The organism is Bradyrhizobium sp. GW821-FHT13H05 (assembly GCF_058804065.1).
The window spans coordinates 106,027-131,416 of sequence record NZ_JBXAPO010000009.1 but is presented as its reverse complement, the minus strand read 5'-3'; the positions used below and the strand labels follow the sequence as shown (position 1 = coordinate 131,416).

At 65.6% G+C, this 25,390-nt stretch carries 25 protein-coding genes; 19 read left to right on the top strand and 6 right to left on the bottom strand.

All coding sequences use genetic code 11. The features are described from left to right. Positions 1-2 precede the first annotated feature (2 nt). Together AC1RR3_RS25520 and AC1RR3_RS25515 are read left to right on the top strand one after the other, a co-directional pair. Positions 3-1,457: a GntP family permease gene (locus tag AC1RR3_RS25520; protein WP_492825852.1), complete on the top strand. Its 1,455-nt coding sequence runs from the start codon at positions 3-5 to the stop codon at positions 1,455-1,457. 98 nt (positions 1,458-1,555) lie between these two features. Then, positions 1,556-3,217, top strand: coding sequence for a tannase/feruloyl esterase family alpha/beta hydrolase (locus AC1RR3_RS25515; protein ID WP_492825851.1), 1,662 nt, complete (start codon positions 1,556-1,558; stop codon positions 3,215-3,217). Positions 3,218-3,402: 185 nt separating this feature from the next. On the opposite strand, the gene AC1RR3_RS25510 is transcribed toward AC1RR3_RS25515, so the two are convergent. Together AC1RR3_RS25510 and AC1RR3_RS25505 are read right to left on the bottom strand one after the other, a co-directional pair. Beyond that, positions 3,403-5,016 carry a DHA2 family efflux MFS transporter permease subunit gene (locus AC1RR3_RS25510; protein ID WP_492825850.1) on the bottom strand — a complete coding sequence of 538 codons (1,614 nt, stop codon included), beginning with the start codon at positions 5,014-5,016 and terminating at the stop codon, positions 3,403-3,405. Then, positions 4,964-6,211: an HlyD family secretion protein gene (locus AC1RR3_RS25505; RefSeq protein WP_492825849.1), complete on the bottom strand. Its 1,248-nt coding sequence runs from the start codon at positions 6,209-6,211 to the stop codon at positions 4,964-4,966. The genes AC1RR3_RS25510 and AC1RR3_RS25505 overlap by 53 nt, the downstream gene beginning before the upstream one ends. Positions 6,212-6,302: 91 nt before the next feature. On the opposite strand from AC1RR3_RS25505, the gene AC1RR3_RS25500 reads away from it, so the two are divergent. The 5 genes from AC1RR3_RS25500 (at position 6,303) to AC1RR3_RS25480 (ending at position 11,542) form a co-directional block, all read left to right on the top strand. Beyond that, on the top strand, positions 6,303-6,962 hold the full coding sequence (locus AC1RR3_RS25500) for a TetR/AcrR family transcriptional regulator (RefSeq protein ID WP_492825848.1): 660 nt from the start codon (positions 6,303-6,305) through the stop codon (positions 6,960-6,962). A 44-nt stretch (positions 6,963-7,006) separates the two neighbouring features. Continuing rightward, positions 7,007-7,510: a MarR family winged helix-turn-helix transcriptional regulator gene (locus tag AC1RR3_RS25495; RefSeq protein WP_492825847.1), complete on the top strand. Its 504-nt coding sequence runs from the start codon at positions 7,007-7,009 to the stop codon at positions 7,508-7,510. Beyond that, on the top strand, positions 7,507-8,277 hold the full coding sequence (locus tag AC1RR3_RS25490) for an enoyl-CoA hydratase (RefSeq protein WP_492825846.1): 771 nt from the start codon (positions 7,507-7,509) through the stop codon (positions 8,275-8,277). The genes AC1RR3_RS25495 and AC1RR3_RS25490 overlap by 4 nt, the downstream gene beginning before the upstream one ends. A 121-nt stretch (positions 8,278-8,398) precedes the next feature. Beyond that, entirely contained in the window at positions 8,399-10,480 is a 2,082-nt protein-coding gene (locus AC1RR3_RS25485; RefSeq protein ID WP_492825845.1) for a methyl-accepting chemotaxis protein, read from the top strand. Positions 10,481-10,600: 120 nt separating this feature from the next. Then, on the top strand, positions 10,601-11,542 hold the full coding sequence (locus tag AC1RR3_RS25480) for a dihydrodipicolinate synthase family protein (RefSeq protein WP_492825844.1): 942 nt from the start codon (positions 10,601-10,603) through the stop codon (positions 11,540-11,542). 110 nt (positions 11,543-11,652) lie between these two features. Here the strand turns inward: AC1RR3_RS25480 and AC1RR3_RS25475 are convergent, their stop codons facing one another. Genes AC1RR3_RS25475 through AC1RR3_RS25465 form a run of 3 tightly spaced genes read right to left on the bottom strand, consistent with a single transcriptional unit; the run spans position 11,653 to position 14,219 of the window. Beyond that, positions 11,653-12,351, bottom strand: coding sequence for a DUF1045 domain-containing protein (locus AC1RR3_RS25475; protein ID WP_492825843.1), 699 nt, complete (start codon positions 12,349-12,351; stop codon positions 11,653-11,655). Between the two features lie 18 nt (positions 12,352-12,369). Continuing rightward, positions 12,370-13,563, bottom strand: a complete 1,194-nt coding sequence (locus AC1RR3_RS25470; protein ID WP_492825842.1) for an alpha-D-ribose 1-methylphosphonate 5-triphosphate diphosphatase — start codon at positions 13,561-13,563, stop codon at positions 12,370-12,372. After that, positions 13,560-14,219 carry an LbetaH domain-containing protein gene (locus AC1RR3_RS25465; RefSeq protein WP_492825841.1) on the bottom strand — a complete coding sequence of 220 codons (660 nt, stop codon included), beginning with the start codon at positions 14,217-14,219 and terminating at the stop codon, positions 13,560-13,562. Before AC1RR3_RS25465 ends, AC1RR3_RS25470 begins: the two co-directional genes overlap by 4 nt. Positions 14,220-14,389: 170 nt before the next feature. Between AC1RR3_RS25465 and phnC the strand changes: the two genes are divergently transcribed. From phnC to phnE (AC1RR3_RS25445), 4 genes are all read left to right on the top strand, one after another. After that, positions 14,390-15,199, top strand: coding sequence for a phosphonate ABC transporter ATP-binding protein (phnC, locus tag AC1RR3_RS25460; RefSeq protein ID WP_492825840.1), 810 nt, complete (start codon positions 14,390-14,392; stop codon positions 15,197-15,199). Between the two features lie 60 nt (positions 15,200-15,259). Next, positions 15,260-16,195: a phosphonate ABC transporter substrate-binding protein gene (gene phnD / locus AC1RR3_RS25455; RefSeq protein ID WP_492825839.1), complete on the top strand. Its 936-nt coding sequence runs from the start codon at positions 15,260-15,262 to the stop codon at positions 16,193-16,195. A gap of 72 nt (positions 16,196-16,267) precedes the next feature. Continuing rightward, complete coding sequence (gene phnE / locus AC1RR3_RS25450) at positions 16,268-17,152, top strand: phosphonate ABC transporter, permease protein PhnE (protein ID WP_492825838.1); 885 nt, start codon at positions 16,268-16,270, stop codon at positions 17,150-17,152. Next, complete coding sequence (phnE, locus tag AC1RR3_RS25445) at positions 17,149-17,997, top strand: phosphonate ABC transporter, permease protein PhnE (protein ID WP_492825837.1); 849 nt, start codon at positions 17,149-17,151, stop codon at positions 17,995-17,997. The genes phnE (AC1RR3_RS25450) and phnE (AC1RR3_RS25445) overlap by 4 nt, the downstream gene beginning before the upstream one ends. Positions 17,998-18,166: 169 nt before the next feature. Here the strand turns inward: phnE (AC1RR3_RS25445) and phnF are convergent, their stop codons facing one another. Continuing rightward, entirely contained in the window at positions 18,167-18,898 is a 732-nt protein-coding gene (gene phnF, locus AC1RR3_RS25440) for a phosphonate metabolism transcriptional regulator PhnF (RefSeq protein ID WP_492825836.1), read from the bottom strand. Positions 18,899-19,005: 107 nt separating this feature from the next. Here phnF and phnG point away from each other — a divergent pair, with 107 nt between their 5' ends. Genes phnG through phnN form a run of 8 tightly spaced genes read left to right on the top strand, consistent with a single transcriptional unit; the run spans position 19,006 to position 25,365 of the window. After that, positions 19,006-19,470 carry a phosphonate C-P lyase system protein PhnG gene (gene phnG, locus AC1RR3_RS25435; protein WP_492825835.1) on the top strand — a complete coding sequence of 155 codons (465 nt, stop codon included), beginning with the start codon at positions 19,006-19,008 and terminating at the stop codon, positions 19,468-19,470. Positions 19,471-19,474: 4 nt separating this feature from the next. Then, complete coding sequence (phnH, locus tag AC1RR3_RS25430) at positions 19,475-20,083, top strand: phosphonate C-P lyase system protein PhnH (RefSeq protein WP_492825834.1); 609 nt, start codon at positions 19,475-19,477, stop codon at positions 20,081-20,083. 3 nt (positions 20,084-20,086) lie between these two features. Further along, positions 20,087-21,199 carry a carbon-phosphorus lyase complex subunit gene (locus tag AC1RR3_RS25425; protein ID WP_492825833.1) on the top strand — a complete coding sequence of 371 codons (1,113 nt, stop codon included), beginning with the start codon at positions 20,087-20,089 and terminating at the stop codon, positions 21,197-21,199. Continuing rightward, entirely contained in the window at positions 21,196-22,092 is an 897-nt protein-coding gene (locus AC1RR3_RS25420) for an alpha-D-ribose 1-methylphosphonate 5-phosphate C-P-lyase PhnJ (protein ID WP_492825832.1), read from the top strand. The genes AC1RR3_RS25425 and AC1RR3_RS25420 overlap by 4 nt, the downstream gene beginning before the upstream one ends. After that, entirely contained in the window at positions 22,085-22,882 is a 798-nt protein-coding gene (gene phnK, locus AC1RR3_RS25415; RefSeq protein WP_492825831.1) for a phosphonate C-P lyase system protein PhnK, read from the top strand. Before AC1RR3_RS25420 ends, phnK begins: the two co-directional genes overlap by 8 nt. A gap of 22 nt (positions 22,883-22,904) precedes the next feature. Beyond that, positions 22,905-23,603 (top strand): phosphonate C-P lyase system protein PhnL, encoded by a 699-nt coding sequence (phnL, locus tag AC1RR3_RS25410; protein ID WP_492825830.1) that lies wholly within the window; start codon positions 22,905-22,907, stop codon positions 23,601-23,603. An 11-nt stretch (positions 23,604-23,614) separates the two neighbouring features. Next, positions 23,615-24,772 (top strand): alpha-D-ribose 1-methylphosphonate 5-triphosphate diphosphatase, encoded by a 1,158-nt coding sequence (locus tag AC1RR3_RS25405; RefSeq protein WP_492825829.1) that lies wholly within the window; start codon positions 23,615-23,617, stop codon positions 24,770-24,772. After that, positions 24,769-25,365, top strand: a complete 597-nt coding sequence (phnN, locus tag AC1RR3_RS25400) for a phosphonate metabolism protein/1,5-bisphosphokinase (PRPP-forming) PhnN (protein WP_492825828.1) — start codon at positions 24,769-24,771, stop codon at positions 25,363-25,365. The genes AC1RR3_RS25405 and phnN overlap by 4 nt, the downstream gene beginning before the upstream one ends. The last annotated feature ends 25 nt before the right edge of the window (positions 25,366-25,390 follow it).

Here is a 25,390-nt window from a genome sequence, read left to right as displayed (position 1 = left end):
ACATGGGTCTTCTCGGCCTTCTCGTCGGGCTCGGCTTGCTGGTCCTGTTCGCCTTTCGCGGCTGGAGCGTGCTTCTGCTGGCGCCTTTCGCTGCGCTCGTTGCCGCGTTGTTCGGCGGCGAACCCTTGCTTGCGAACCTGACGCAGGTGTTCATGGTGAATGCGGCAGGATTTCTGGCGCAATTCTTTCCGATCTTTCTGCTTGGCGCGGTCTTCGGCAAGCTGATGGACGATAGCGGCGCGGTGACGTCGGTCGCGGGCTTCATGGCGGAGCGCCTCGGCGAGCGGCGCGTGATCCTGGCGGTGGTGCTCGCTGGTGCCGCGGTGACCTATGGCGGCGTCAGTCTGTTCGTCGCGTTTTTCGTCATCGTTCCCATGGCCCGTTCGCTGTTTCGCGCGGCTGCGATCCCGCGCCGTCTGATCCCGGCTGCGATCGTGCTGGGGACGTCGACCTTCACCATGTCGGCCCTGCCGGGCACGCCGTCGATCCAGAATGCGATCCCGATGCCGTTCTTCGGCACGACGCCGTTCGCCGCGCCGGGGCTCGGCATCATCGCCTCCATCATCATGCTCTGCGCGGGATTGTGGTGGCTCCACCGTGCAGAAGCTGCGGCGCGCCGCGCCGGAGAAGGCTATGGCGACGACATCGAGGGCGCGATCGAGCACGCCGCCGCGGACGAGCTCGTGCGCGAGCGCGCGACGACCGCGCGCGAGTTCGATCCGGCGGAACTACAGCACGGTCATCGCAGCGACCGGCCTTCGCCCGTGCTGAACTCCATCGCGCCGCTGATCGTCGTCGTGGCCGTCAATCTCGTGATGTCCCTTGTCGTGCTGCCGCGGCTCGATGTCAGCTATCTCGCCGAGCAGCGTTTTGGTGAAACGTCGCTCGCGGCCGTCGCGGGCGTGTGGTCGGTCGCAGTCGCGTTGACGGCGGCCATCGTCACGACCATCGCGCTGAACCGGGCCCGCCTGCCGGCGCTTCGTCGCACCATGGACGCCGGAGCCAATGCGTCCGTCCTGCCCGCATTCAGCGTCGCCAGCCTCGTCGGCTTCGGTGCAGTCGTGGCCTCGCTGCCGGCCTTCGCGATCGTGCGCGACTGGGTGCTGGCGATCGAAGGCGGACCGCTGGTCTCGCTTGCCGTCGCAACCAACATCCTGGCCGCGCTGACCGGGTCGGCGTCAGGCGGCCTGACCATTGCGCTGGACGCCCTCGGCCAGACCTATGTCGAGCTCGCCGCACGCACTGGCATCGACCCTGCGCTGATGCATCGCGTGGCGGTGATCGGCTCGGGCACGCTGGATATCCTGCCGCACAATGGCGCGGTGGTCAGCCTGCTTGCGATCTGCGGCCTGACGCATCGCGACAGCTATGTCGACATCGTCATGGTCGGCATCGTGACGTCGCTGCTGGCACTGGTGGCCGTGATCGCCCTGGGCAGCGTGCTGGGATCGTTCTGAGCCGAATTCCAAAGCGAGCGATTGACGGCACGGCGAAGGTTGCATTCAATGCGGCCAACGGATCAATCCTACATAACAGCGAACGCCGGGTGGAAACGATGACGCGACAAAGAGCGAAGCTCTGTGCATGGCTCGTGGGTGCGATGGCGGTCATGAGCGCGGGCGGCGCGTCCGCGGTGACGCTGGCGGAGGATGCGGACACCGTCTGCAAGGGTCTCACCGGCGGCGCCGATGCCGTGAAGATCGATACCGCGACACTGCTGGCGCCGTCGCCTCTCGCGGTTGCCGAACGCGGGCCGACCCCGTCGGGGCGCGTCACGCCCGCCAATCCCGCCTTCTGCAAGCTGCTCGGCCATATCGACCCTGTCGATCCCAAGGCGCCGCCGATCAAATTCCAGGTCAATCTCCCGGTCGAGTGGAACGGTCGCTCGGTGCAATATGGCGGCGGCGGTTTCAACGGCGTGCTGATCAGCGGCCTCGGGCTGCCGCCCGCCTATCCCTTCGACAAGCCGTCGCCGCTCGCGCGTGGCTTCGTCACCTATGGCACCGATTCCGGTCATGAGACCAGACAAGGCGAACTGCCGCAGGTCTTCGCGCTCAACGACGAAGCTTTCGAGAACTTTGCCCATCGCGCCTACAAGAAGGTGCGCGACGCCGCCGTTGCGCTGATGGAGCGTGCCTACGGCAAGAAGCCGGAAAAAATGTACTTCATGGGCTCGTCCGAGGGTGGCCGCGAAGGCCTGACCATGGCGCAGCGCTACCCCGACGATTTCGACGGCATTTTTGCGCGCGTCCCCGTCATCAATTGGGTGGGCCTGCAGCATGCCGGCACGCGCTCGGGGCTTGCGACCATGGGCGAGGCCTGGATCAATCCGGCGCAGGTCAAGCTCGTCGGCGACGCCGTGCGCGCCGCCTGCGACAAGGCCGATGGCTCCGACGACGCACTGGTGCAGGATCCCGTGTCTTGCAAGGCGACATTCAAGGTCGAGACGCTGCGGTGCGCCAGCGGCCAGAGCGGAGATCAGTGTTTGACCGATGCGCAGATCAACGCGGTCAACACGCTGCATGCGACCTACAAATTCCCGTTCCCCCTCGCCAATGGCCTCGACGACTATCCCGGCTGGGGCGTCTCGGGCGAGGATACGCCCGCGGTTGGCCCGACCGGCGGCTGGGTCGCGTGGTGGCTCGGCACCGCGCCGCCCGCGCAGCCGCCTGCGCCTAACAACGGCATCGCCTGGGTCTACGGTGCCGGTGGTATCCGGTATGTGTTCGCGCGCGATCCCACGCTCGACGTCACGACCTACAAGGTGGAAGACCACAAGGCGCGGCTGCTCGAAGTCTCGGCGCTCATGGATTCCACCGACCCCGATCTCAGCCGCTTCCGCGCCCGAGGCGGCCGGCTGATCATGCTCGAGCACATGGCCGACTACGCGCAGAGCCCGTACGCCGGCATCCGCTATTTCGAGAGCGTCGAGCGGAAGCTCGGCAAGGCCGAGACCGCGGAATTCGCGCGGCTCTACACCGCCCCCGGCGTCGATCATGTCGGCTCCGGTGCGCCGGCCAATGTCGACATGCTGAGCGCGCTGGTCAATTGGGTCGAGAAGGGCAAGGCGCCCGGCGACTTGGAAGTCACCGAGCAGAAACTCGAGGCGCCGTCATTCACAGTGACCCGCGCGCTGCCGCTGTGCCGCTGGCCGGCCTGGCCGCGTTACAGGTCGGGGCCGGTGACGGAGGCGGCGAGTTTTACCTGTGCGCCGTGAGGTGGCCCTTCACCTCTCCCCGCGTGCGGGGAGAGGTCGGATTGCATCCTTAGATGCAATCCGGGTGAGGGGGTACAGGTCTCTCGATAGATCTCACGCGTAGAGGAAGCCCCTCACCCCAACCCTCTCAGCGCGAGCGAAGCTCGTCGCGCCCCCGTAAGAACGGGGAGAGGGAGAAGAAGAGCTTAATGCGCCGGCCCGCCCGCCGCCTTCACCCGTCGCGTCAGCAGCACCGCGATCGCGGCGAGCACCAGCACCGCGCCGATCACCGCAAAGGCGTCGGAATAGCCCATCACCAGCGCCTGGCGCTTTACCGTTTTGCCGAGCGCGATGATGGCTTGCTCGCGCGCGGCGTTGGGGTCGGGCACACCGTGGGCCATGAAGTAGTCCGTCATCTGCGCGATGCGGGTGCGGATTTCCTCGCGGCCGAGCGTCACCGACTGGCCGATGATGTTGGAGTGGAACTGCTCGCGCTTGGTGATGATGGTGGCGAGCGTCGCCGTGCCGATCGCGCCGCCGAGATTACGGAACATGTTGCTGATGCCGGAGGCCGCCGCCGCATCCTGCGGCGCGATGCCGCCGGTCAGCACCGAGGTCAGCGGCGTCAGCACCATGGCCTGTCCGACGGCGCGCACGATGTTCGGGATCCAGAGCTGGTCACCGGCATAATCCGGCGACATCGCCGTGTTCATGAAGCAGCTATAGGCAAAGATGAGGAGCCCGGTGATGGCGATGGTGCGCGTGTCGAAGCGCTGCATCAACTTCGGGATCAGGGGGATCAGCACCAGTTGCGGCAGGCCGGTCCAGGCCAGCACGTTGCCGATCTGCTCGGCATTATAACCCTGCGCCTGGCCGAGATAGGCCGGCAGGATGTAGACCGAGCCGAACAGCGCGAATCCGACCATGGTCATCGCAATGGTGCCGAAGCCGAAATTGCGCTGCGTCAGCAGGCGCAGCCGGATCAGCGGCTTTTCGATCGTGAGCTCGATCGTGACGAACAGCGTGAGGCTGACGGCCGCGATCACCGCCAGCCTGACGATGAAAGGCGAGGAGAACCAGTCGTCCTTGTTGCCTTCTTCGAGCACCGCCTGCAGCGCCGATAGCCCGATCGCCATGGTGACGATGCCGGCCCAATCGCCCTCCTTCAGAAGGCCCAGCTGCATCTTCTGCTTCTCCAGCGTCAGATAGAGCGCGGCCACCATCACGGCGGTCGGGATTACGTTGACGAAGAAGATGGTGCGCCAGCCGTAGTTCTCGGTGAGATAGCCGCCGATGGTCGGGCCGATTGCGGGCGCGAACGTCACCGACAGCGCGAAGATCGCAAGCCCCACCGGCTGCTGCGGCTTCGGCAGCTTGGTCAGCACCAGCGTGAAGGCCATCGGGATCAGCACGCCGCCGGCAAAGCCCTGCAGGCCGCGCATCGCGATCATGGACGGCAGGTCATGGGTGAAGGCGCAGGCGACCGAGAACGCTGCGAACAGCGCCGCGCTTGCGATCATATAGCGGCGGAACGAGAACACGCGGCTGAGATAATCGGTCAGCGGAATCACGATGATCTCGCCGATCAGATAGGACGTCGAGATCCAGGAACCGTTGTCCGCGCCGGTGCCGATGCCGCCCTCGATATTGGCCAGCGAGGCATTGGTGATCTGGATGTTCAGGATGGCCATGAACGAGCCGATCATGGCGGCGAGCACGGCGATCCAGGTCGCGAGGCTCGCGCGGTTCGGATCGCTGGCGGCGCGATCAGGCGTCGCGGCCGGTGTTGCTGGCGTCGAAATTGACAGGCTGTTTGACATGGTACGACCCTCCGGAGACGAGCTTCGCTGTGGGCGTCACGGCCGCATTCGCGGTCGGCGCGGTCGAACGTGTTGCAATGGTGGGGATGACGGACATGCCCGGCCGCAGCGCAATCGCGGGTCCGTGCCCGGCATCAAGCGCGATCTTGACCGGGATGCGCTGCACCACCTTGGTGAAGTTGCCGGTGGCATTGTCGGGCGGCAGCAGCGCGAATTCCTGGCCGCTCGCCGGTGCGAGGGAATCGACATGGCCGTGCACGATTTGGCCGGGGAACATGTCGACCTCGATATCGACCGTCTGTCCGGCCTTCACGTGGGTGAGCTGCGTCTCCTTGAAATTGGCGACGACATAGGCGCCCTCGGCCGGCACGATCGACATCAGCTGGGTGCCTGCCTGCACGAACTGGCCGACGCGCAAGGAACGGTTGCCGACGACGCCGTCGATCGGCGAGACGATCGTGGTGTAGCCGAGATTGAGCTCGGCCTGCTGCTGGATCGCAGCGGCGCGGGCAGCAGAGGCCTTGGCCTGTACGATCTCCGCCTTGAGGAGATCGACCTGCTTCTGGGCGGAGATGAGGTTGGCGTTGTCGCGCGCGATCGTTGCGTCCGCACCGGCGTCGCGTGCCTGGGCCTGCTGCGCATTTTGTACGCTGCCGTAGCCGGTCTTGGCGAGGTCGCTGTAACGCTTGTTTTCCTGCTCCGCGAAAGTCTTCGCGGCGGTGTCAACGTCGATGGTCGCCTTGGCGGCGGCGATCACCGCCTGCTGGACGTCGAGCTGCGCCTCTTTGCTCGTCACCGTCGCATTCGCAGCGGCGACGTCGGCACGGGCCTGGTCGAGCGCGACGCGGAAGTCGCGGTCGTCGATCCGGGCCAGCACCTGGCCGGCTTTCACATGCTCGTTATCGGCGACCAGAACGGCGTTGAGATAGCCGCTGACCTTCGGTGCGATGGTGGTGTTGTCGGCCTTCACATAGGCGTCATCGGTGGAGACAAGGTACTGGCCGACGGTCCAATAGTCGTAGCCGTACCAGCTGGCGCCGGCCAACGCGATGGCGGCGGCCCCCATCAGCAACAGCTTGCGAAGGTTGAGTTTTTGCCGGCGGACGCCGGTCGTGGCGCCGGGCAGGACACCTTCCAGCGCGGTCGCTGGAAGGGCGGTCTGGGCAGCTGCGGATGGGGTAGTGTGGACGGTCATGGCCGGCTCCCCTGAATTAGGAAACTTGATAATTTCCAAAATGAGACTAGCTTTGGAATTGTCAATGGAATGACAGGCATCATTTAAAGACATGGCTCAGGCAAAATCGGAAAACGAATGCCGTCCGCGCGGACGGCCGCCGGTGCGCAGCGACGACGAGACGAAGAGCATCGTCCTCGAAGCCGCACGGCACGCCTTTGCCGGCGACGGCTATGCCGCGACAAGCACAGAAGAGCTGGCGCGCCGCGCCGGCATCTCGACCAAGACGCTCTATCGCCTGTTTCCCGGCAAGGCCGCGCTGTTCGAGGCGATGTGCGCGGACAGGCTGGAGCGGTTGCTCTCCGCGGTCGATCTCCAGGCCAGCGACGAGGTCGACATCGAAACGGGCCTGCGCGCCGCATTGATGGCTTGTGCCGATCTCGCGCTCGATCCGGAGGTCGTGGCTTTGCAGCGCATGGTGTTGCAGGAATCCGCCGCATTCCCGGAGCTTGCCGCCAACTTCTACAACAATGGCATCGCTCGCACCGTGAAGGCGCTTGCCGGCTGGCTGCGCGTGCAGGTCAAGCGCAAGCGGATCGCCATCGACGATGCGGAGGAAATCGCCGGCATGCTGATCGGCATGGTCGCATCGGCGCCGCAGCGTGCGGCAATCTATGGCGGCAAGCCGCTACCCTCGCGCAAGCAGATCGAGCATCGCGTGCAGACCTGCGCGGCCCTGTTTCTCGACGGTTGCCGCGTCAAATCGACCTAACAACGCCCTTTGACATTCCCAGCCGGCCCGACTATTTGTTTCGCATGCGAAGTAAAGACCCTGCAGCACGGCACCACCGGCTGATCTATCTCCTGAACGTCGCACAACGCCGCCTGCAGCGCTGGATGGCGGTGCAGGCTTCGAGCGAAGTGACGCCGGCGCAGGCGGGGCTGCTGTTCATCCTCGGCAAGCAGGACGGCGTTCTGATGGGCGAGGCAGGTGCGGCGCTCGATATGGGGCCGGCCGGCATTTCCGGCCTGGTCGACCGCACGGCGGCGGCAAAACTGATCGAGCGGCGCGCCGATCGCGAGGACGGCCGCGCCTGGCGGGTGTGGCTGACGCCGAAGGGGCGCAATGCGCTGGCGCAGGCGAAGACCTCGGCCGCCGAGATCAACGCGGCGCTGACGGACGGGTTTACCAGCGCGGAGATCGACATCGTCGCGCGCTGGCTGACCAGCATTCAGGACAAGTTTCCAAGACCTTCAGATCCAAGACCTTCAGATCCGAGACCTTCAGATTCAAGACCTTCAAAAGGAGCAGAGCAATGACCGAGCATGTCCGGACCGAGAACAATGGCGGAATTCTCACGATCACGCTGGCGCGCCCCGACAAGAAGAATGCGCTGACCGATGCGATGTACGGCAAGCTCGCCGACAGCATCGAATCCGCCGAGTTCGATCCCTCCGCCCGCGTGATCCTGATCCGCGGCGAGGGTGACATGTTCACCGCCGGCAACGACGTCGGCGAGTTCGCCGCCGTGGCAGCCGGCAAGTCCGAGGGCAGCCGCAACGTCGTGCGCTTCATCCAGTCGCTGGCGCGCTGCACCCGGCCGCTGGTGGCAGCGGCGCAGGGCCGCGCCGTCGGCGTCGGCACCACGATGCTGCTGCACTGCGACCTCGTCGTGCTGGCCGACAACGCGCAATTGTCGACGCCCTTCGTCAGTCTCGCACTCGTGCCGGAAGCCGCCTCCAGCCTGCTGATGCCGGCGCGCATCGGCTATGCGCGCGCCTATGAGATGTTCGCGCTCGGTGAGACCGTGTCGGCGAAAGCCGCGCTGGAATGGGGACTCGCCAACCGCGTTGTCCCGCTCGACAAGCTCGACGCCGAGGCCCTCGCGCTGGCGCAGCGGCTTGCCCGCCAGCCGGCCGGCGCGCTCACCGCCACCAAGAAGTTGATGCGCAACGGCGAGGCGCTGGTCGCGCAGATGCAGGCCGAAGGCGAGCAATTTGCCCAGCGCCTGCGCACGGCGGAAGCGCGCGAAGCGTTCACGGCCTTTGCGGAACGCCGCCCGCCGGATTTCACCAAGGTTGCCTGATTTCGCTAGTCTTTAAGCGCTGACAGACCGGGAACTCCCGGCAATTTGACGAAAACCTTAACCGATCCTTGGCATGTCACGATGCAGGGTGGCCGGCAGTACAATGCAGGCCCCCTCGCTCATGGCAATGTTTAAGAAATCGGTAAGCTCGCTTCTCCTGACCTTGATGGCCCTGCTGGCCGCCGGTGCGCTGGCCTCTACCGCGATCCAGATGGTCGGGGCCTTCGGCCGCTACAGCGACAGTCTCGAAACCGCGCGGCTTGCCGCCGCCGACAAGACGATCTTCCATGGGGTGCTGTCGCTGCGCAACAATCGCGGCGATGCCCAGAGCGCACTGCTTGGCGAGGACGATCCGCGCACCAAGCTGGGTGCCGCCGAGAAGGCCGAGCAGGCCGGCTATGAATCCATCGGCGTGGCACTGTCCACCGTCGAATTCGCCCGGCGCGACGAGCTCGCGAATACGCTGAAGCAGCGCTGGAGCGAAGCCGCACCGCAGTTCCAGTTGTTCTATGACGAGGCCAAGCGTCCGCGGGCCGAGCGCAAGATGGAGCGCACCAATGCCTGGTACGATGCCGTCACCAAGGTGATCGACACCGCCAATCTGGCGTCGACTGCGGTGTCGAACCGCGCCTGGATGAACGATCCCTTCATCGCCCGCATGATCCAGGTTCGCCGCTTCGCCTGGCAGGTGCGCGACCGCTACGGCATCCAGTGCTCGACCTTGCGTCCGAACGTCAACGCCAGCAAGCCGCTCGAGGAGACCCAGAAGCAGACCATTGCGGGCTGGAACGGCTCCATCGCGTCGGGCTGGGCCGGCATGGAGGAACTGCTGGCCGCGCCCGATGTCGCCGCTGAGATGGTCACCGCCGCGAAGGACGCGCGCGCCAAGACCGACGGCGTCCTCAAGCAGATCGGGGAACTCACCAAGAATTTTGACGGCAGCGGCAAGCCCGCGATGCCCGCCTCGGAATGGAATGTGCTGTGCCAGTCGCCGTTCGCGTCCATCGTCGCGGTCGCGAACAAGGCCCTGGATCAGTCGATCGCGCGTGCGGAGACGGTTCAGGAAAAGGCACTGACCAATCTCATCGTGCAATCGCTTGCGTTCCTCCTTGCGCTCGCCGTGACTCTGGCCGGCGTCTATGTCGTGCGCACCCGCCTCATGCGTCCGGTGCGCGCCATCCTCGATGCCATCGCCCGCATCGGCGCGCGCGACTATGCGACGCACGTTCCACAGTCCAGATATCCTGACGAGTTCGGCACCATGGCGGCCGCACTCGAAAGCCTCCGCGAAAGCGCGGCAACCGCGGAGCGTCTCGGTCAGGAACGTGAATCGCAGCAGGCGCTGCAGCTCGCCCGCTCCGGCACCGTGGATGAGGCGTGCCGCAGCTTTGACGACACCGTGCAGGCGGTGATCCACAGCGTTGCGGCGTCGGCAAGAGAGCTCGATGCCACCGCGACCGATGTGCGTACGCTGGTTTCGGAGTCGAGCAGCCAGACCGCGGCGGTCGCCTCCTCCGCCGAGCAGGCCACCAACAATCTCGAAACCATCGCGGCTGCGACCGAGGAACTCTCCGCCTCCGTCGGCGAAATCTCCGCGCAGGTGCAGTCGAGCGCGCGCGAGGCCCGCGAGGCCGTGTCGCAGGCCGAGCGGACCAACGCGACGGTCGAGATCCTCGATCAGACCGCAAACCGTATCGGCGAAGTCGTGAAGATGATCAATGCGATCGCCGGCCAGACCAACCTGCTGGCGCTGAACGCCACCATCGAAGCCGCGCGTGCCGGCGAAGCCGGCCGTGGCTTTGCCGTGGTCGCCGGTGAGGTCAAGAGCCTCGCGGCGCAGACGGCGACGGCGACGGAAGAGATTTCGCGTCAGGTCGAGGAGATCCAGGGCGCGACAGGTCAAGCGGTTGCCGCCATTCGCTCGATCGGCGGCTCGATCAGCGGCATCGACGAGAAGATGACCGCGATTGCGGCCGCCGTCGAGCAGCAGCGCGCGGCCACCACCGAGATCTCGCGCAACTTCCAGCAGGCCGCCCAAGGCACCCGCGAGGTCACGGACACCATCGGCAGCGTCGCCAAGCTCAATCAGGAGACCGGTAACGCCGGCACGGTGCTGTCGGAGTCCGTCAAGAAGATGTCGGCCGACGCCGATCGTCTCCGCACCGCGGTCGAGGGCTTCCTCGGCGCCGTGAAAACCGCGTAACTCTCGCATCCCTGTTCCAGCGGCACGCGGATCGGCATTGCCGCCGATCCGCGTGCCGAGTACATCTGTGACGTCGCGCGAGCGCGGCGACAGAGCAGAAAATATGGGATGGAGAGTTCGATGCCGGTCACGCCACACACCAAGGCCCAGCGCCCCTATCGCGGCGTGTTCCCGGTGGCGCCCACGATCTTCGACGAGCGCGGCGAGCTCGATCTCGACGGTCAGCGCCGCTGCATCGATTTCATGATCGATGCCGGCTCGCATGGCCTCTGCATCCTCGCCAACTTCTCCGAGCAGTTCGTGCTGACCGACGCCGAGCGGGACACCGTGATGCATGCGGTGCTGGAGCATGTTGCGGGCCGGGTTCCCGTCATCGTCACCACCACCCATTTCAGTTCGGCCGTCTGTGCGGCACGCAGCAAGCAGGCCGAAGCGGCCGGTGCCGCCATGGTGATGGTGATGCCGCCCTATCACGGCGCGACGTTTCGCGTGCCGGAGAAGGGCATCGTCGAGTTCTTCAAGGTGCTTTCCGGCGCGATCAGCATTCCGATCATGATCCAGGACGCGCCGGTGGCCGGCACGCCGCTGTCGGTCGAGCTGCTGGCGCGGCTGTCGCGCGAGTTCGCCAACGTCCGCTATTTCAAGATCGAGGTGCCGGGCGCTGCTGCAAAGCTTCGCAGCCTGATCGAGGCGGGCGGCAAGGACATCGAGGGTCCCTGGGATGGCGAGGAGGCGATCACGCTGCTGGCCGATCTCGATGCCGGCGCCACCGGCGCGATGACCGGCGGCGGCTATCCCGACGGCATCCGCCAGATCATCGACCCGTATTTCGCCGGCAAGCGTGAGCAGGCGAAAGCCGCCTATGAGCGCTGGCTGCCGCTGATCAACTACGAGAACCGCCAATGCGGCCTGATCGCCTGCAAGGTCATGATGCAGGCCGGCGGCGTGATCAAGTCGGAGGCTGTGCGCCATCCGCTCCAGCCGCTGCATCCGGCGACGCGGGCCGGGCTGCTGGAGCTGGCCAAGGAGCGTGACGCGCTGGCGCTACGGTGGGGGAAGTAAGTCTCTCCATCGTCATTGCGAGGAGCCCTTGCGACGAAGCAATCCAGGCTGTTTCCGCGGAGGCAGTCTGGATTGCTTCGCTGCGCTCGCAATGACGGAGTTTGTTGAGGCTACCGCGCCAGCGCCCACTCGCCGACAATGCGGAATCTTGCCTTCGCATCATCCTGCCTGAACAGCGCGATGCGATCGATCGCCAGTGTGTCGAGACCGAGCGTCGCAAACCGCGCCCGCAGCATCTCCAGGATCGGTCCGCGCCGCTCCGCGTCCAGCCGTCCCGTCAGTGTCATGTGGAAGCGGAATTCTTCCATGACGTAAGGATAGCCCCAGCGGTCGAGATAGTCGCGCTGCCGCTCGCTAAGCCTCTCCGGCTTGCGCCGCGCACGGTCCTCTGCCGTCAGCCCCGCACGAAAGGAGTCGAAATCGCGCGCGCAATCGGCGGCGAGCTGCTGGAGCTCATCGACCGGCTCGGCCGGAATAACGGCAATAAAGCCGCTGATGGCATCGACGACGGGGCGGATCATCGGGGCAGGCCGCGACTTGCTGGCGAAGGCGGCGCAGGCGGCCGTAAGCTCCGCCTCGGTCTTGTCCGCCGCGAGTGCCATGGGCGCCTTCAGTGTGGCATGAAAGCCGTATTTGCGGGGATCGGCCGTGATGTCGCGCCAGTCCGGCGCGACATGCTGCGCGTCACGCGGAAACGAAATCTCGTCGCCCGTATAGGCATCGTAGCCGAGCAGTTCGGCGCCGAAGCGGGAGAGGGCGCTGCTGCTGCCTGCGGCAAAATAGATCGCGTAGCGGGGAAAACCTGTCATTGGCTCAGCATAACCAATTTAGGCCGCGGCGACAGCCTCGCGCGGCGCTACGGCCGCGGCGAGCAGCCGTGTCGCATCGGTGAGATGCACGAGCTTTCCGCCCGATATCACGGCGATCAGCCGCGGCCGCAGCGGCACGCTGTCGTCGACCAGCAGAATATCGGCCCGGCGCCCCGCAGCGAGGAGGCCACGATCGGCAAGGCCGGTCGCGCGCGCGGGTCCGGCCGAGACCAGATCCCAGGCCTTCGCCAGCGGCAGCACGCCATCGGCGGCGAGGCGGAACGCGGCGAGCAACTGCGCGGGATAGTAGTAGTCCGAGGCCAGCACCGAGCAGAGACCCTTGGCGATCATGTCCGACGCCCTGGTCCAGCCGGTGTGGCTGCCGCCGCGCACGACGTTCGGCGCGCCGTAGACGATGGCATCGCCGTGGCTTGCCGCCGCGCGCGCCGTCTCCTCGTTGATCGGAAACTCCGCGATCAAGGCGCCCAGCTCGCGGAACTCCTGGCGCATCACCGGCGTGGCGTCGTCATGCGAGAGCATCCGCACCTCTGCGGAGCGGGCGGCTGAGGCGAGCCGCGACACCGAAGCCGGCACGTCGGCCGCGCGCGCAACCACGCCCGCGACCAGTCTGTCAAAATCCTCGCTCGACAGTCCGGTGCGCTCCACCATGCGGTTGCGCTTGCGCGGCTTGGCCATGTCGGCAACGGTGCCGTCCATGTGGTCGTTGAAGGCGAACAGATCGACGCGGCCCTCGCTGAGCCACTGGGAGATCTCGGCCTCGGCATCGAGGTTGTAGGTCTCGTGCCGCAAATGGAAGCGGGTGTCGGCGGCGAATTGCGGGCGCTGCCGCTCGATCGCTTCCATCAGGCCGCGCGCATTGCCGGCGCTGCGCAGGCCCGGCTCCCACGAACAGGTCGTGGCGTGGAACACCGTGGTGATGCCGTTGCTGATCGCCTGCCGGTCGCTGTCGGCGAGCGCGACGTCGATCGGGAAGTCGACGCCTGCGCGCGGCATCATCTGCCGCTCGAAGGCATCGCCATGGAGGTCGACGATTCCGGGCAGCACCAGAAGATTGCGCGCATCGATCGCCAGCCGTGCCCGGCCGCGGGAGGCACCGAGCTGCGCGATATCCGTTCCGGAAACACTCAGTGAAGTTTCGACGAACTCGGCGCCGATCAGGGCCCGGCCGCCTTCAAGGAAAATATCTGTCACGCGACCGCGCTTCGTTTGCTGGCAGAGGAATGTGCCCCTGCTTCGTATGTCGTGAGGAAATCTTCAATTGCGAGCTTGCGAAAATCGGGTAGCGCCGCACGCAATTTGTCGTGATCCCAGTCCCACCAGGCGAGCCTTGCAAGTCGCCCCGCAACCTCTTCCGAGAACCGCCGCCGCACGATCCGCGCCGGATTGCCGGCGACGATGGTGTAGGCGGGCACGTCCTTGGTGACGATCGCGCCGGCCGCGATCACCGCGCCGGTGCCGACGTTGCGGCCCGGCAGCACGATCGCGCCATGGCCGATCCAGACGTCATGGCCGATATGGACGTGATGCTGACGCCGCCAGTCGAAGAAGTCGGCGTCGTCACTCTCGCCCGCGAAATAGGCACTCGAACGATAGGTGAAATGCGCCTGCGTCGCGCGGTGCATCGGATGATTGCCCGGATTGATGCGCGTCATCGCCGCGATCGAGCAGAATTTTCCGATTGTGCTGTAGGTGATCTGCGCGTCGTTCACGACATAGGAATAATCGCCCATGGTGACTTCGTTCAGGATCGTGCGCGCGCCGACTTCGGTATAGGCGCCAAGCCTGGTCTCATGGAGCTTCGCGGAAGCGTCGATGGTCGGTTGGACCGAGAGCGTTTTGCCGGCCATGTTACATCCGTAGTTTGAGAACGGTTCCTCTTCGAGCCGCCTGATGACAATGTCATGACGATGCGATGACAGGGGATGAGGTGTGTTGGATCGCCGCACCGCAACGTGCATGTCACACAAGTGTCAAGCGCGGGCGTTAGCGGTGGGTCCCAGCTACTCTGGAGCCCTGCATGCTGGTGGTTGAAGGTCTGACGTGCCGTTTTGGCGCAAAAGCCGCGGTGGACGACGCTTCGTTTCAAGTCTCCCCCGGCGGCTTCGTCGGGGTGATCGGACGCTCCGGCGCCGGCAAGTCGACGATGCTGCGCATGATCAATCGCTTGGCGACGCCGACGCAGGGCCGGATCCTGTTCGACGGCCTCGACGTCACCGCACTGCGCGGCAAGGAATTGCGGCAGTGGCGCGCGCGGTCGGCGATGATTTTCCAGCAATTCAACCTGGTCGGCCGGCTCGACGTGCTGACCAATGTGCTGATGGGGCGCCTTGCGACGATGCCGGCCTGGCGCTCGCTGACGCAGACCTGGCCCGAGCGGGACAAGGCGCTGGCAATGTCCGCGCTCGAACAGTTCGACATCGCCTCGCTCGCGGCCCAGCGCGCCGACCAGCTCTCCGGTGGCCAGCAGCAGCGCGTCGCGATCGCCCGCGCGCTGGTGCAGCAGCCCGACATCATCCTTGCCGACGAGCCGATCGCCTCGCTCGACCCGCGCAACACCAAGATCGTCATGGATGCGCTACTGCGCATCAACAAGCATTTTGGCATCACCGTGCTCTGTAACCTGCATTCGCTGGATCTGGCCCGCAGCTATTGCGACCGGCTGATCGGCATGGCGCAAGGGCGCGTGGTGTTCGACGGTGCGCCGGCCGAGTTGACCGACCACGTCGCGCGTGAGCTTTACGATCTCGAAGCCGCCGATGTCATGGGCGGCGCATCTGCACCGGTGCCCGAGGGTGTGCCGGCGCTCGGAACGGCCGCGGCCGCCTGAGCCTCACCTGTTTAGTTGCCAGTTTTGCGTCAACCGACCCCAACCGATGAAGAGGGTATCATGATCACTCGCAGATTAATCCTCGCCGGCGCCGCCGCGCTCGCGTTCACGACGTCAGCCTCCGCCGAGGACTGGAAAGCCAAATATCCCGAGCTGACCTTCGCGGTCGTCCCGGCCGAGAACGCTTCCGGCGTCACCGAGCGGTGGGCGCCGTTCATGAGCTATCTCACCAAGGAATTGGGCGTGAAGGTCACGCTGCGCATTGCCAACGACTACGCTGCCGTGATCGAAGGCCAGCGCGCCGGCAACATCCATATCGCCAGCTACGGCTCGGCCTCGTTTGCCCGCGCGCGCCTGACCGGCGTCAAGACCGACGCCTTCGCTAACGACATCAATGCTGACGGCTCGACCGGCTACTATTCGGTGTTCTTCGTCAAGGCGAGCAGCGCCTACAAGAAGGTCGACGACCTCAAGGGCAAGAACCTCGGTCTGGTCGATCCGAACTCGACATCCGGCAACAACGTGCCGCGTTTCGAGCTCGACAAGATGGGCATCCCGGACGCCGACACCTATTTCAGCAAGGTCGTCTTCACCGGCAGCCACGAGAACGCGATGCTGGCGCTGGCGCAGGGCACGGTCGACGTCGCCGCCAACCAGTGGACCACCGACGACGATTCGACGCTGGCGCAGATGCTGACCAAGGGCATGCTGAAGAATGCCGACGGCTCGGCGATGAAGAAGGACGACTTCCGCATCATCCACAAGTCGGCACCGATCATCAACGGTCCCTACGCCTACAACTCTGATCTGCCGGACGACGCCAAGGCGGCCATCGCGAAGGCCTTCTTCGACGCGCCGGCGAAGGACAAGGCGGCGTTCGATCGCCTCCAGGACGGCCAGAAGAAGGGTTTTAATCACGCCACCACCAAGGACTGGGATGGCACGATCGACCTGATCAAGTTCGTCGATGCACTGCGTAAGAAGAAGGCGTCCTGATCTCAGGGCGACGTCACTGGAGCCGGGTCGATGGACCCGGCTCTTTCTCTTTTGATGGGTCCTCTTTGACCAATGACCATCGCGGTTTCGATCCTCCCCGAACAGCAGCTGGCGACGCTCAATGCGGCTTACAGCCAGGCGGTGGCGCGCAGGCGATGGCGCCTGCTGTTGGGAGCCGCGGTGTTCGCCGCTGCGCTTCTTCTCGCCGCGGTCGGCGCGGAAGTGAACCTGCGCACCCTCTTCGCCCATTTCGGCAACTTCATCAGCTATTTCGACCGCATCCTCACGCTCGACAGCGGCCAGCGGGTCTGGACCGATGTCGGCGAATGGCTGTGGGGTTGGCGCAAATGGCTGAAGATGCTGGGCGAGACCGTGCTGATTTCCTATGTCGGCACGCTGATCGGCGCGACTTTCGCATTTTGCCTGAACTTCTTCGTGGCTGAAAACACCTCACCTTCGCCTTGGTTGCGTTTCGTGGTGCGCCGTCTGCTTGAGTTCGCGCGCACTGTCCCGGGCATCGTCTTTGCGCTGATCTTCGTGATCGCCTTCGGGCTCGGTCCGATGGCCGGCGTGCTGGCGATCGCGATCCACTCCACCGGCGCGCTCGGAAAGCTGTTCTCGGAGATCGTCGAGAACGCCGACATGAGGCCGGTCGAGGGCATCCGCTCGACCGGCGCGAGCTGGCTCGCCTGCATGCGCTTTGCCATCGTGCCGCAGGTGACCGCGGGCTATGCCAGCTACGCGCTGCTGCGCTTCGAGATCAATGTCCGCGAAGCCTCCGTCATGGGCTTCGTCGGTGCCGGCGGCATCGGCCAGGAGCTCGTCGTCGCGATCCGCAAGTTCTACTATTCGGACGTCAGCGCCATCCTGCTCACCATCATCGTCACCGTCTTCATCATCGACATCGGCACCGGCTGGCTGCGCGGCCGCCTGTTCGGCAAGGAGGCGCGGACGTGACGAAGCCGCAGCAGGTCGACACGCGCGAGATTCGCGCCCGCTACCCTGATGTGTTCGACCGGCCGGCGTCGGCGCGGCTGGCAATGCCAGCGATGATCGTCGCGGCATTCGCGATCCTGGTCTATGGGCTCGTCGATCTCGACTTCTCGCCGTCGCGCCTCTTCGCCGGCCTCAGCCAGCTCGGCTGGATCAGCCTGATGATGATCCCGCCGGACCCCGGCTCGTCGCTGCCGGTCTATCTGAAGGCGCTCGGCGAAACGCTGTCGATCGCGCTGCTCGGCACGACGCTGGCCGCGCTGTTCGCGCTTCCGGTCAGCCTGCTGGCCGCGCGCAACATCGTGCCGTCGAACATCCTGCGCTTCCCGGTCCGCCGCTTCCTCGACTCGATCCGCGGCGTGGACACGCTGATCTGGGCGCTGGTGTGGATCAACGTGGTCGGGCTCGGTCCGTTCGCCGGCGTCCTCGCCATCGCGGTGTCGGATTTCGGCGCGTTCGGAAAACTGTTCTCGGAGGCGATCGAGGGCGCCGACCAGAAGCAGGTCGAAGGCATCCGCGCCTCCGGCGGCAGCGCGTTGCATGAGATCCGCTTCGGCCTGTTGCCGCAGGTCCTTCCCGTCATCGCCGGTCAGGTGCTCTATTTCATCGAATCCAACACACGCTCGGCCACCATCATCGGCATCGTCGGCGCCGGCGGCATCGGCCTCCAGCTCGCCGAGCAGATCCGCGTGCTGGAATGGCAGAGGGTGTCGTTCCTGATTTTGATGATTTTGGTCGCGGTCGCCGCGATCGATTTCGTCTCGAGCAAGCTGCGGTTTGCGATTATCGGGCGGCGGGCTGTCGCGTGATTTCTTCCTTCTCCCTTTGTGGGAGAAGGTGGCGCGAAGCGCCGGATGAGGGGTCTCTCTCCGCGCACTCAAATGAGAATTGGACTCGCGGAGAGAGACCCCTCACCCGGCTCGTCGCTTCGCGACGAGCCACCCTCTCCCACAGGGGGAGAGGGGAAGATGGCGCAGCTCACCCGTTCTCCACCAGAAACTCCACCCGCTCCGCCGCGAACCGCGAGTGCTTGGTCACCAGCGGCTTGCCGTCGAGATCGTGGTCGGTCGCGTCAACCACCAGGATCGGCCGTCCCAGCGGAAGATCGAGCCGCGCAGCATCAGTCGCGTCGACGATGCCGGCGGTGATCCGGGTCGCGCCGCGGCGATAGTCGCGCACGCCGAAATGCTCGAGCAGTTTCGTCATCGAGCGCGTCGCGGCAAATACCGCCCCCGCACCCGGAAACAACTCCGCCGACAGCCAGGTCGTGGAGACGCAGATTGGCGTGCGGTCGGCAAGGCGGATCGCCTCGATCCGCACCAGCGGTGCGCCGGTCTTCAAGCCCAGTTCCCGCGCCAGCTCGCGCGTGGCGACGTCCTCGGAGGCTTCGAGCAAGCGGCCATGCGGCTCGCGGCCATCGGCGCCGACGATCTCGGAGAAGCGCGTGCGCGAGCGCAAGGGGTAAGCGAGGCGTTGCGCCTCGACATAGGTTCCGCTGCCGCGTTCGGCCCGCACGATGCCGCGCTCGGCAAGCGCCGCCAGCGCGCGCCGCACGGTGTGGCGATTCACACGATAGGTTTCGGCGATTTCCATCTCGCCCGGCAATTTGTCACCGGCGGCAAAGCGGCCGTCGGCGATCCCGCGCTCGATGCCGTCGGCAACGAGGCGCCATAGCGCGACGCCGGAGGAGGCTGTGTCCTGCATGCTCATGTCATCGGCCAAGCTAGCCCAGAAATCACACCTTTGTCACGAAACAGTCATGGCGCTTCCGTATGAAGTTGTCTATTATCATAGACAACTTGAATTCGGCAAGTTCGGTGAATTTGGTGACCCAGAACAATACCCAGCAAGCCCAGCGCCAGGCCGCAATGGCCGTGCTGGCGCATGCGGAGGCGGGCGAGATCGCCGCTCGCCTCCGCAACTTGGCCCTCCCGACCCATCAGGATCTGCGCGAACCGGAAAACGGCCTCGTCATGCTGCGCGGCCGGGTCGGCGGCGATGGCGCGCCGTTCAACCTCGGTGAAGCCACGGTGTCGCGCGCCGCGGTGCGGCTTGCGAGCGGCGAGGTCGGCTTCGGCTACACGCTCGGGCGCGACGGCGAGAAGGCGCGGCTGATCGCGCTGTGCGATGCGCTGGTGCAATCGCGGGATTTTGGCGCCGCGGTGGAGCGGGACGTTATCGCGCCGTTGCGCGAGCAGCTTATGGTCAAGCGCAAACAGGCAGCGGGCGAGACCGCTGCGACGAAGGTTGATTTCTACACCATGGTGCGCGGTGAGGGGTGAGATCATGACCACGATTGCGGAACTGCCGCCGGGGTTCGCCGACAAGGTGTTGTCGGCGCAATCGACCTTTCGTTCGGTCATGGATGCGATGGCGCGGCCGGGCTCGGTCCAGCGCATCGTGCCGATGGCCGGAGCGCCCGATACGATGATGCGCGGCACCGCCGCGATCGCGCTGACGCTGTTCGACCACGACACGCCACTCTGGCTCGACGCGCGGATGGCGGAGAGACCCGAGGTGACGAAATGGCTGAAGTTCCACACTGGCGCGCCGGTGGTGCAGGATTCGTCCATCGCGAGCTTTGCGCTGATCAGCGATGGTGGCTTGCTTCCGGCGCTCGAACGCTTCGCGCTCGGCACCAACGAATATCCGGATCGTTCCACCACGGTGATCGTCCAGGTCGAGAGCCTGGACGCAGGGCGCAGCTTCGAGCTCCGCGGTCCCGGCATCGATGGCGTGGCGTCGCTTCAGGCGTCGATCAAGCCTTTCGACCTGTTCGAGCGGCTGCGGTTCAACGAGGCGCTGTTTCCGCGCGGCATCGATGTGGTGCTGGTCGCCGATGACGCCGTGGTTGCGATCCCCCGCACCACGCGCGTCGTGAGCAAGGGAAGCTGAAGCATGTATGTCGCAGTCAAAGGCGGCGAACGCGCCATCGAGAACGCCCATCGCCTGCTCGCCTATGCGCGGCGCGGCGACCAGAGCGTTGCGGAAATCTCTCTCGACCAGATCTCGGAGCAGCTCGGCCTTGCCGTGGACCGTGTCATGAGCGAAGGCTCGCTCTACGACCGCGAGCTCGCGGCGCTCGCGATCAAGCAGGCGCGGGGCGATTTGATCGAGGCGATCTTCCTGGTTCGCGCCTTCCGCGCCACCTTGCCGCGCTTCGGCGCCAGCGAGCCGGTCGACACCGGCGCGATGCGGGTGCAGCGGCGGGTGTCGGCGACGTTCAAGGACATTCCGGGCGGCCAGATCCTCGGGCCGACCTTCGATTACACGCATCGCCTGCTCGATCCCTCACTCGCGGAAGGGTTTGTGCCGGAGTCACCGGCAGCGTCTGAAGCATCGACCGCGCCCACGCCGCGCGTGACTGACATTCTGGGCCGCGACGGGCTGATCGAATCCTCGCCGCAAGCCGAAGACGGCGCCAGCGTCGGCGATCTCACCCGCGAGCCGCTGAATTTTCCGGCCGACCGCGACCTGCGCCTGCAAAACCTCGCGCGCGGTGACGAAGGATTTCTGCTGGCGATGGGCTATTCCACCCAGCGCGGCTATGGCCGCAACCATCCCTTTGTCGGCGAGATCCGCTTCGGCGAGGTCGAGGTCGAGCTGTTTGCCGAAGACGTCGGCTTCGCCGTGCCGCTCGGCTCGATCGAGCTGACCGAGTGCCAGATGGTCAACCAGTTCAAGGGCTCGGCGACGGAAGCGCCGTGTTTCACCCGCGGCTACGGCCTCGCCTTCGGCCAGAGCGAGCGCAAGACCATGTCGATGGCGCTGGTCGATCGCGCGCTGCGTGCCCGCGAGCTCGGCGAGGAAGCACTCGCCCCGGCGCAAGATGAAGAATTCGTCATGTCACATTCGGACAACGTCCAGGCGACCGGCTTCGTCGAGCATCTGAAGCTGCCGCATTATGTCGACTTCCAGTCCGAGCTCGGCCTGCTGCGCAAGCTGCGCAAGCTGCGCAAGGAATTTGCCGAGGCCAATACGCCCGATGCCATGAAGGAGGCCGCGGAATGAACGCGCCCGCCTACAATTTCGCCTATCTCGACGAGCAGACCAAGCGGATGATCCGCCGCGCGATCCTCAAGGCGATCGCGATCCCCGGCTATCAGGTGCCGTTCGCCAGCCGTGAAATGCCGATGCCCTATGGCTGGGGCACCGGCGGCGTGCAGGTGACGGCCGCGATTCTTGGTCCGCAGGACGTGCTCAAGGTGATCGACCAGGGGTCTGACGACACCACCAACGCGATCTCGATCCGGAAGTTCTTCGCCAAGACTGCCGGCGTTGCCACGACCACTGCGACGGAAGATGCAACGGTGATCCAGACCCGTCACCGCATCCCGGAGACGGCGCTGCACGCGAACCAGGTGCTGGTCTATCAGGTGCCGATCCCGGAGCCATTGCGTTTCCTCGAGCCGCGCGAGACCGAGACGCGGCGCATGCATGCGCTCGCTGAATACGGCCTGATGCACGTCAAGCTCTACGAGGACATCGCCCGCTTTGGTCACATCGCCACCGCCTACGCCTATCCGGTGAAGGTGAACGCACGCTATGTGATGGACCCGTCGCCGACGCCGAAATTCGACAATCCCAAGATGGACAATTGCCCGGCGCTGCAGCTGTTCGGCGCCGGCCGCGAGAAGCGCATCTACGCGATCCCGCCCTACACGCAGGTCGTGTCACTCGATTTCGAGGATCACCCGTTCGAGCCCTATCGCTTCAACGCGCCCTGTGCGCTGTGCGCGGCCGAGAATTCCTACCTCGACGAGATCGTCACCGACGACAAGGGCGGGCGCATGTTCGTCTGCTCCGACACCGACTATTGCGAGGGCCGTCAGGCCGCCGGCCATCACGGCAGCCTGAGCGCCGCCCCCTACAAGGAGAAGGCGCAGGAGAGAGATCATGGTTGATCAGAACGCGCTCGAGAACGACGAGCCTTTGCTGGTCGCAGAATCCCTCAGCAAGTCCTACGGCCGCATCGCCGCGTGCCGGGACGTGTCGTTCTCGCTCTATCCCGGCGAGGTGCTGGCGATCGTCGGCGAATCCGGCTCGGGCAAGTCGACGCTGCTCCAGCTCCTGTCGGGCCAGCTCGCGGCCAGCGCCGGCCACGTCTCCTATCGGATGCGCGACGGCGTTACCCGCGATCTCGCCACGCTCGGCGAGGCCGAGCGGCGCTTTTTGTTTCGCACCGATTGGGGCTTTGTGCACCAGGACCCCGCGCAGGGCCTGCGCATGGCGGTCTCGGCCGGCGCCAATGTCGGCGAGCGGCTGATGGCGGTGGGCTGGAATCACTATGGCCGTATCCGCGACACCGCCTCGGACTGGCTCACGCGCGTCGAGATCGACACAGCGCGCATCGACGACGCGCCGCGCACCTATTCCGGCGGTATGCGCCAGCGCCTCCAGATCGCGCGCAACCTCGTCACCGAGCCCCGGCTGGTGTTCATGGACGAGCCGACCGGCGGTCTCGACGTGTCCGTGCAGGCGCGCCTGCTCGACCTGCTGCGCAGCCTCGTGGCCGAGCTGAATCTCGCCGTCATCATCGTCACCCACGATCTCGCGGTCGCGCGGCTTCTGTCGCATCGCGTGATGGTGATGAAGGGCGGTCGCGTCATCGAGACCGGTCTCACCGACCAGGTGCTCGACGATCCGCGCGAGCCCTATACGCAACTCCTCGTTTCCTCGATTTTGCCGCCATAAGCCTTCCAGGATGAGTTTTCCGATGACCGCCATGATCGAAATTGCCGACGCCAAGAAGACTTTTACGATGCACCTGCAGGGCGGCATCGAATTGCCTGTCGTCAGCGGCGTGACCTTCCATGTCAGCCCCGGCGAATGCGTCGTGCTGTCGGGTCCATCAGGCGCCGGCAAATCGTCGATCCTGAAGATGATTTTCGGCAATTACCGTTGCGACTCCGGGCGCATTGGTATCCGCCACCGCGGCGCGGTGGTCGACCTCGCCACCGCCGAGCCGCGGCAAGTCCTCAATATCCGCCGCTCCACGATCGGCTATGTCAGCCAATTCCTGCGCGCGGTGCCGCGGGTTGCGACCATCGACGTCGTCGCCGAACCGCTGATCGTGAACGGCATGGCCCGTGCCGATGCGCAGGCCCGCGCCGGCGGGTTGCTGCATCGTCTCAACATCCCCGAGCGGCTCTGGCAGCTTCCGCCCGCGACCTTCTCCGGCGGCGAGCAGCAGCGCGTCAATATCGCGCGCGGCTTCATCTCGGATCTGCCGATCCTGCTGCTGGACGAGCCGACCGCCTCGCTCGATGCCGCCAACCGCGCTGTCGTGGTCGAGCTGATCGCCGAGAAGAAACGCCAGGGCGTCGCCATGGTTGCCATTGTCCATGACGACGAAATCCGTCATCTGATTGCCGATCGTATCGTTGATGTGACAAGCTTTGCCGCCGCGGCCTGAAGGAAATGGAAATGAACGCCAAGCCGAAGGATACTGTGATCGCCAACGCCAGGATCGTGCTGGCTGACCGGGTGATCGAGCAGGGCTGGCTCGCTCTTGCCGATGAGCGCATCGCCGAGATCGGCGAGGGCAGGGCGCCCGCGGGCGCCGAGGATGCCGGCGGTGATTTGATCATGCCCGGCCTGATCGAGCTCCACACCGACCACCTCGAAGCGCATTACGTGCCGCGCCCAAAAGTGTTCTGGAATCCGGTCGCAGCCGTCATCTCCTATGACGGCCAGCTTGCGACGTCGGGCATCACCACCGTGTTCGACTCGCTCCGGGTCTGGCGCGAGGATGGCGCCGAGGAAGTCGACGGCCGCGCCGGCGTGCTCGCCGCCGCGATCACGACCGCACGCGACGCCAATCTGCTGCGCGCCGATCACTTCCTGCATCTGCGCTGCGAAATCCCGATGCCGAGCGTGGTCGAGGAGGCCAAGGAGCTGATCGACCGTCCCGACGTGAAGCTGATGTCGCTGATGGATCACACGCCCGGCCAGCGCCAGTTCCGCGATGAGGGGAAGCTGCGCGATTATTATCGCGGCAAGAACGGCGGCAAGACCGACGCCGAGCTCGACGAATTGTTCGCAAAACGCTTCGAATATCAGAAGGCCTATGCCGCGACCAATATGCGCCAGATCGTGGCGTTGGCGCATCAGTACAGGATTCCGCTTGCGAGCCATGACGACACCACCGAGGAGAACGTCGTGGACGCCGTGCGCGATGGCGTTTCGGTGGCGGAATTCCCGACCACGCTGGAGGCCGCGCGCGGCCTGCACCAGGCCGGCATCGACATCCTGATGGGCGCGCCCAACGTCGTGCGTGGCGGCTCGCATTCCGGCAATATCGCCGCGGTCGATCTCGCCCGCGAAGGCCTGCTTGACATCCTGTCATCGGACTACATTCCCTCCAGCCTCCTGATGGCCGCGCTGCAATTGCCCGAGCATGTGCCTGCGATCGGCCTTCCGGCGGCGGTTCGCACCGTGACCAAGGCGCCTGCCGAGGCGGTTGGTCTCACCGACCGCGGCGAGGTCGCGACCGGCAAGCGCGCCGACCTGATTCGCGTCCATGTCGCAGGCCACGTTCCCGTGGTCCGCAGCGTCTGGCGCGAAGGACACCGCGTGGCATGAGCGAGACCGCGACCATGACCGAGGGCGAGGCGGGTGCGATCGGTCCCGGCCGGCTGGTGCTTGTGGTCGGCCCGAGCGGCGCGGGCAAGGACACCTTGCTGCGGCTGGCGCAGGCGGCCTGCGTTGATGATCGCAACGTCGTTTTCCCGCGCCGGGTCGTGACACGCGCATCCTCCGCCGACGAGGACAACATCGCGGTGAGCCAGGACGAGTTTCGCCGCTCTCAAGAGCACGGCGATTTCGCCGTACATTGGGAGGCGCACGGGCATTCCTACGCCCTGCCGCTCGACATCAACGACGACATCCGCGCCGGGCGCGCGGTCGTCGCCAATGTCTCGCGCACCGTGATTGGCGCGCTGCGCCAGGCCTATGCACACGTTGTGGTGGTCGCAATAACCGCGCCGCCGGACGTGCTGGCGCAGCGGCTTGCCGCGCGGGCGCGGCACAGCGACGGCAACATCGCCGATCGCCTCGCGCGCAGTGTCAGCGATGCATCGGCCAATGCCGATGTCACCATCGTCAACGCCGGCAGCGCGGAGTATCACAGCCGCCAGCTCGTGCGCATCATCAGGAACGAATGCTGGCACGAGTAGCGGCCGGCGCAACCAGGAGAGTGGA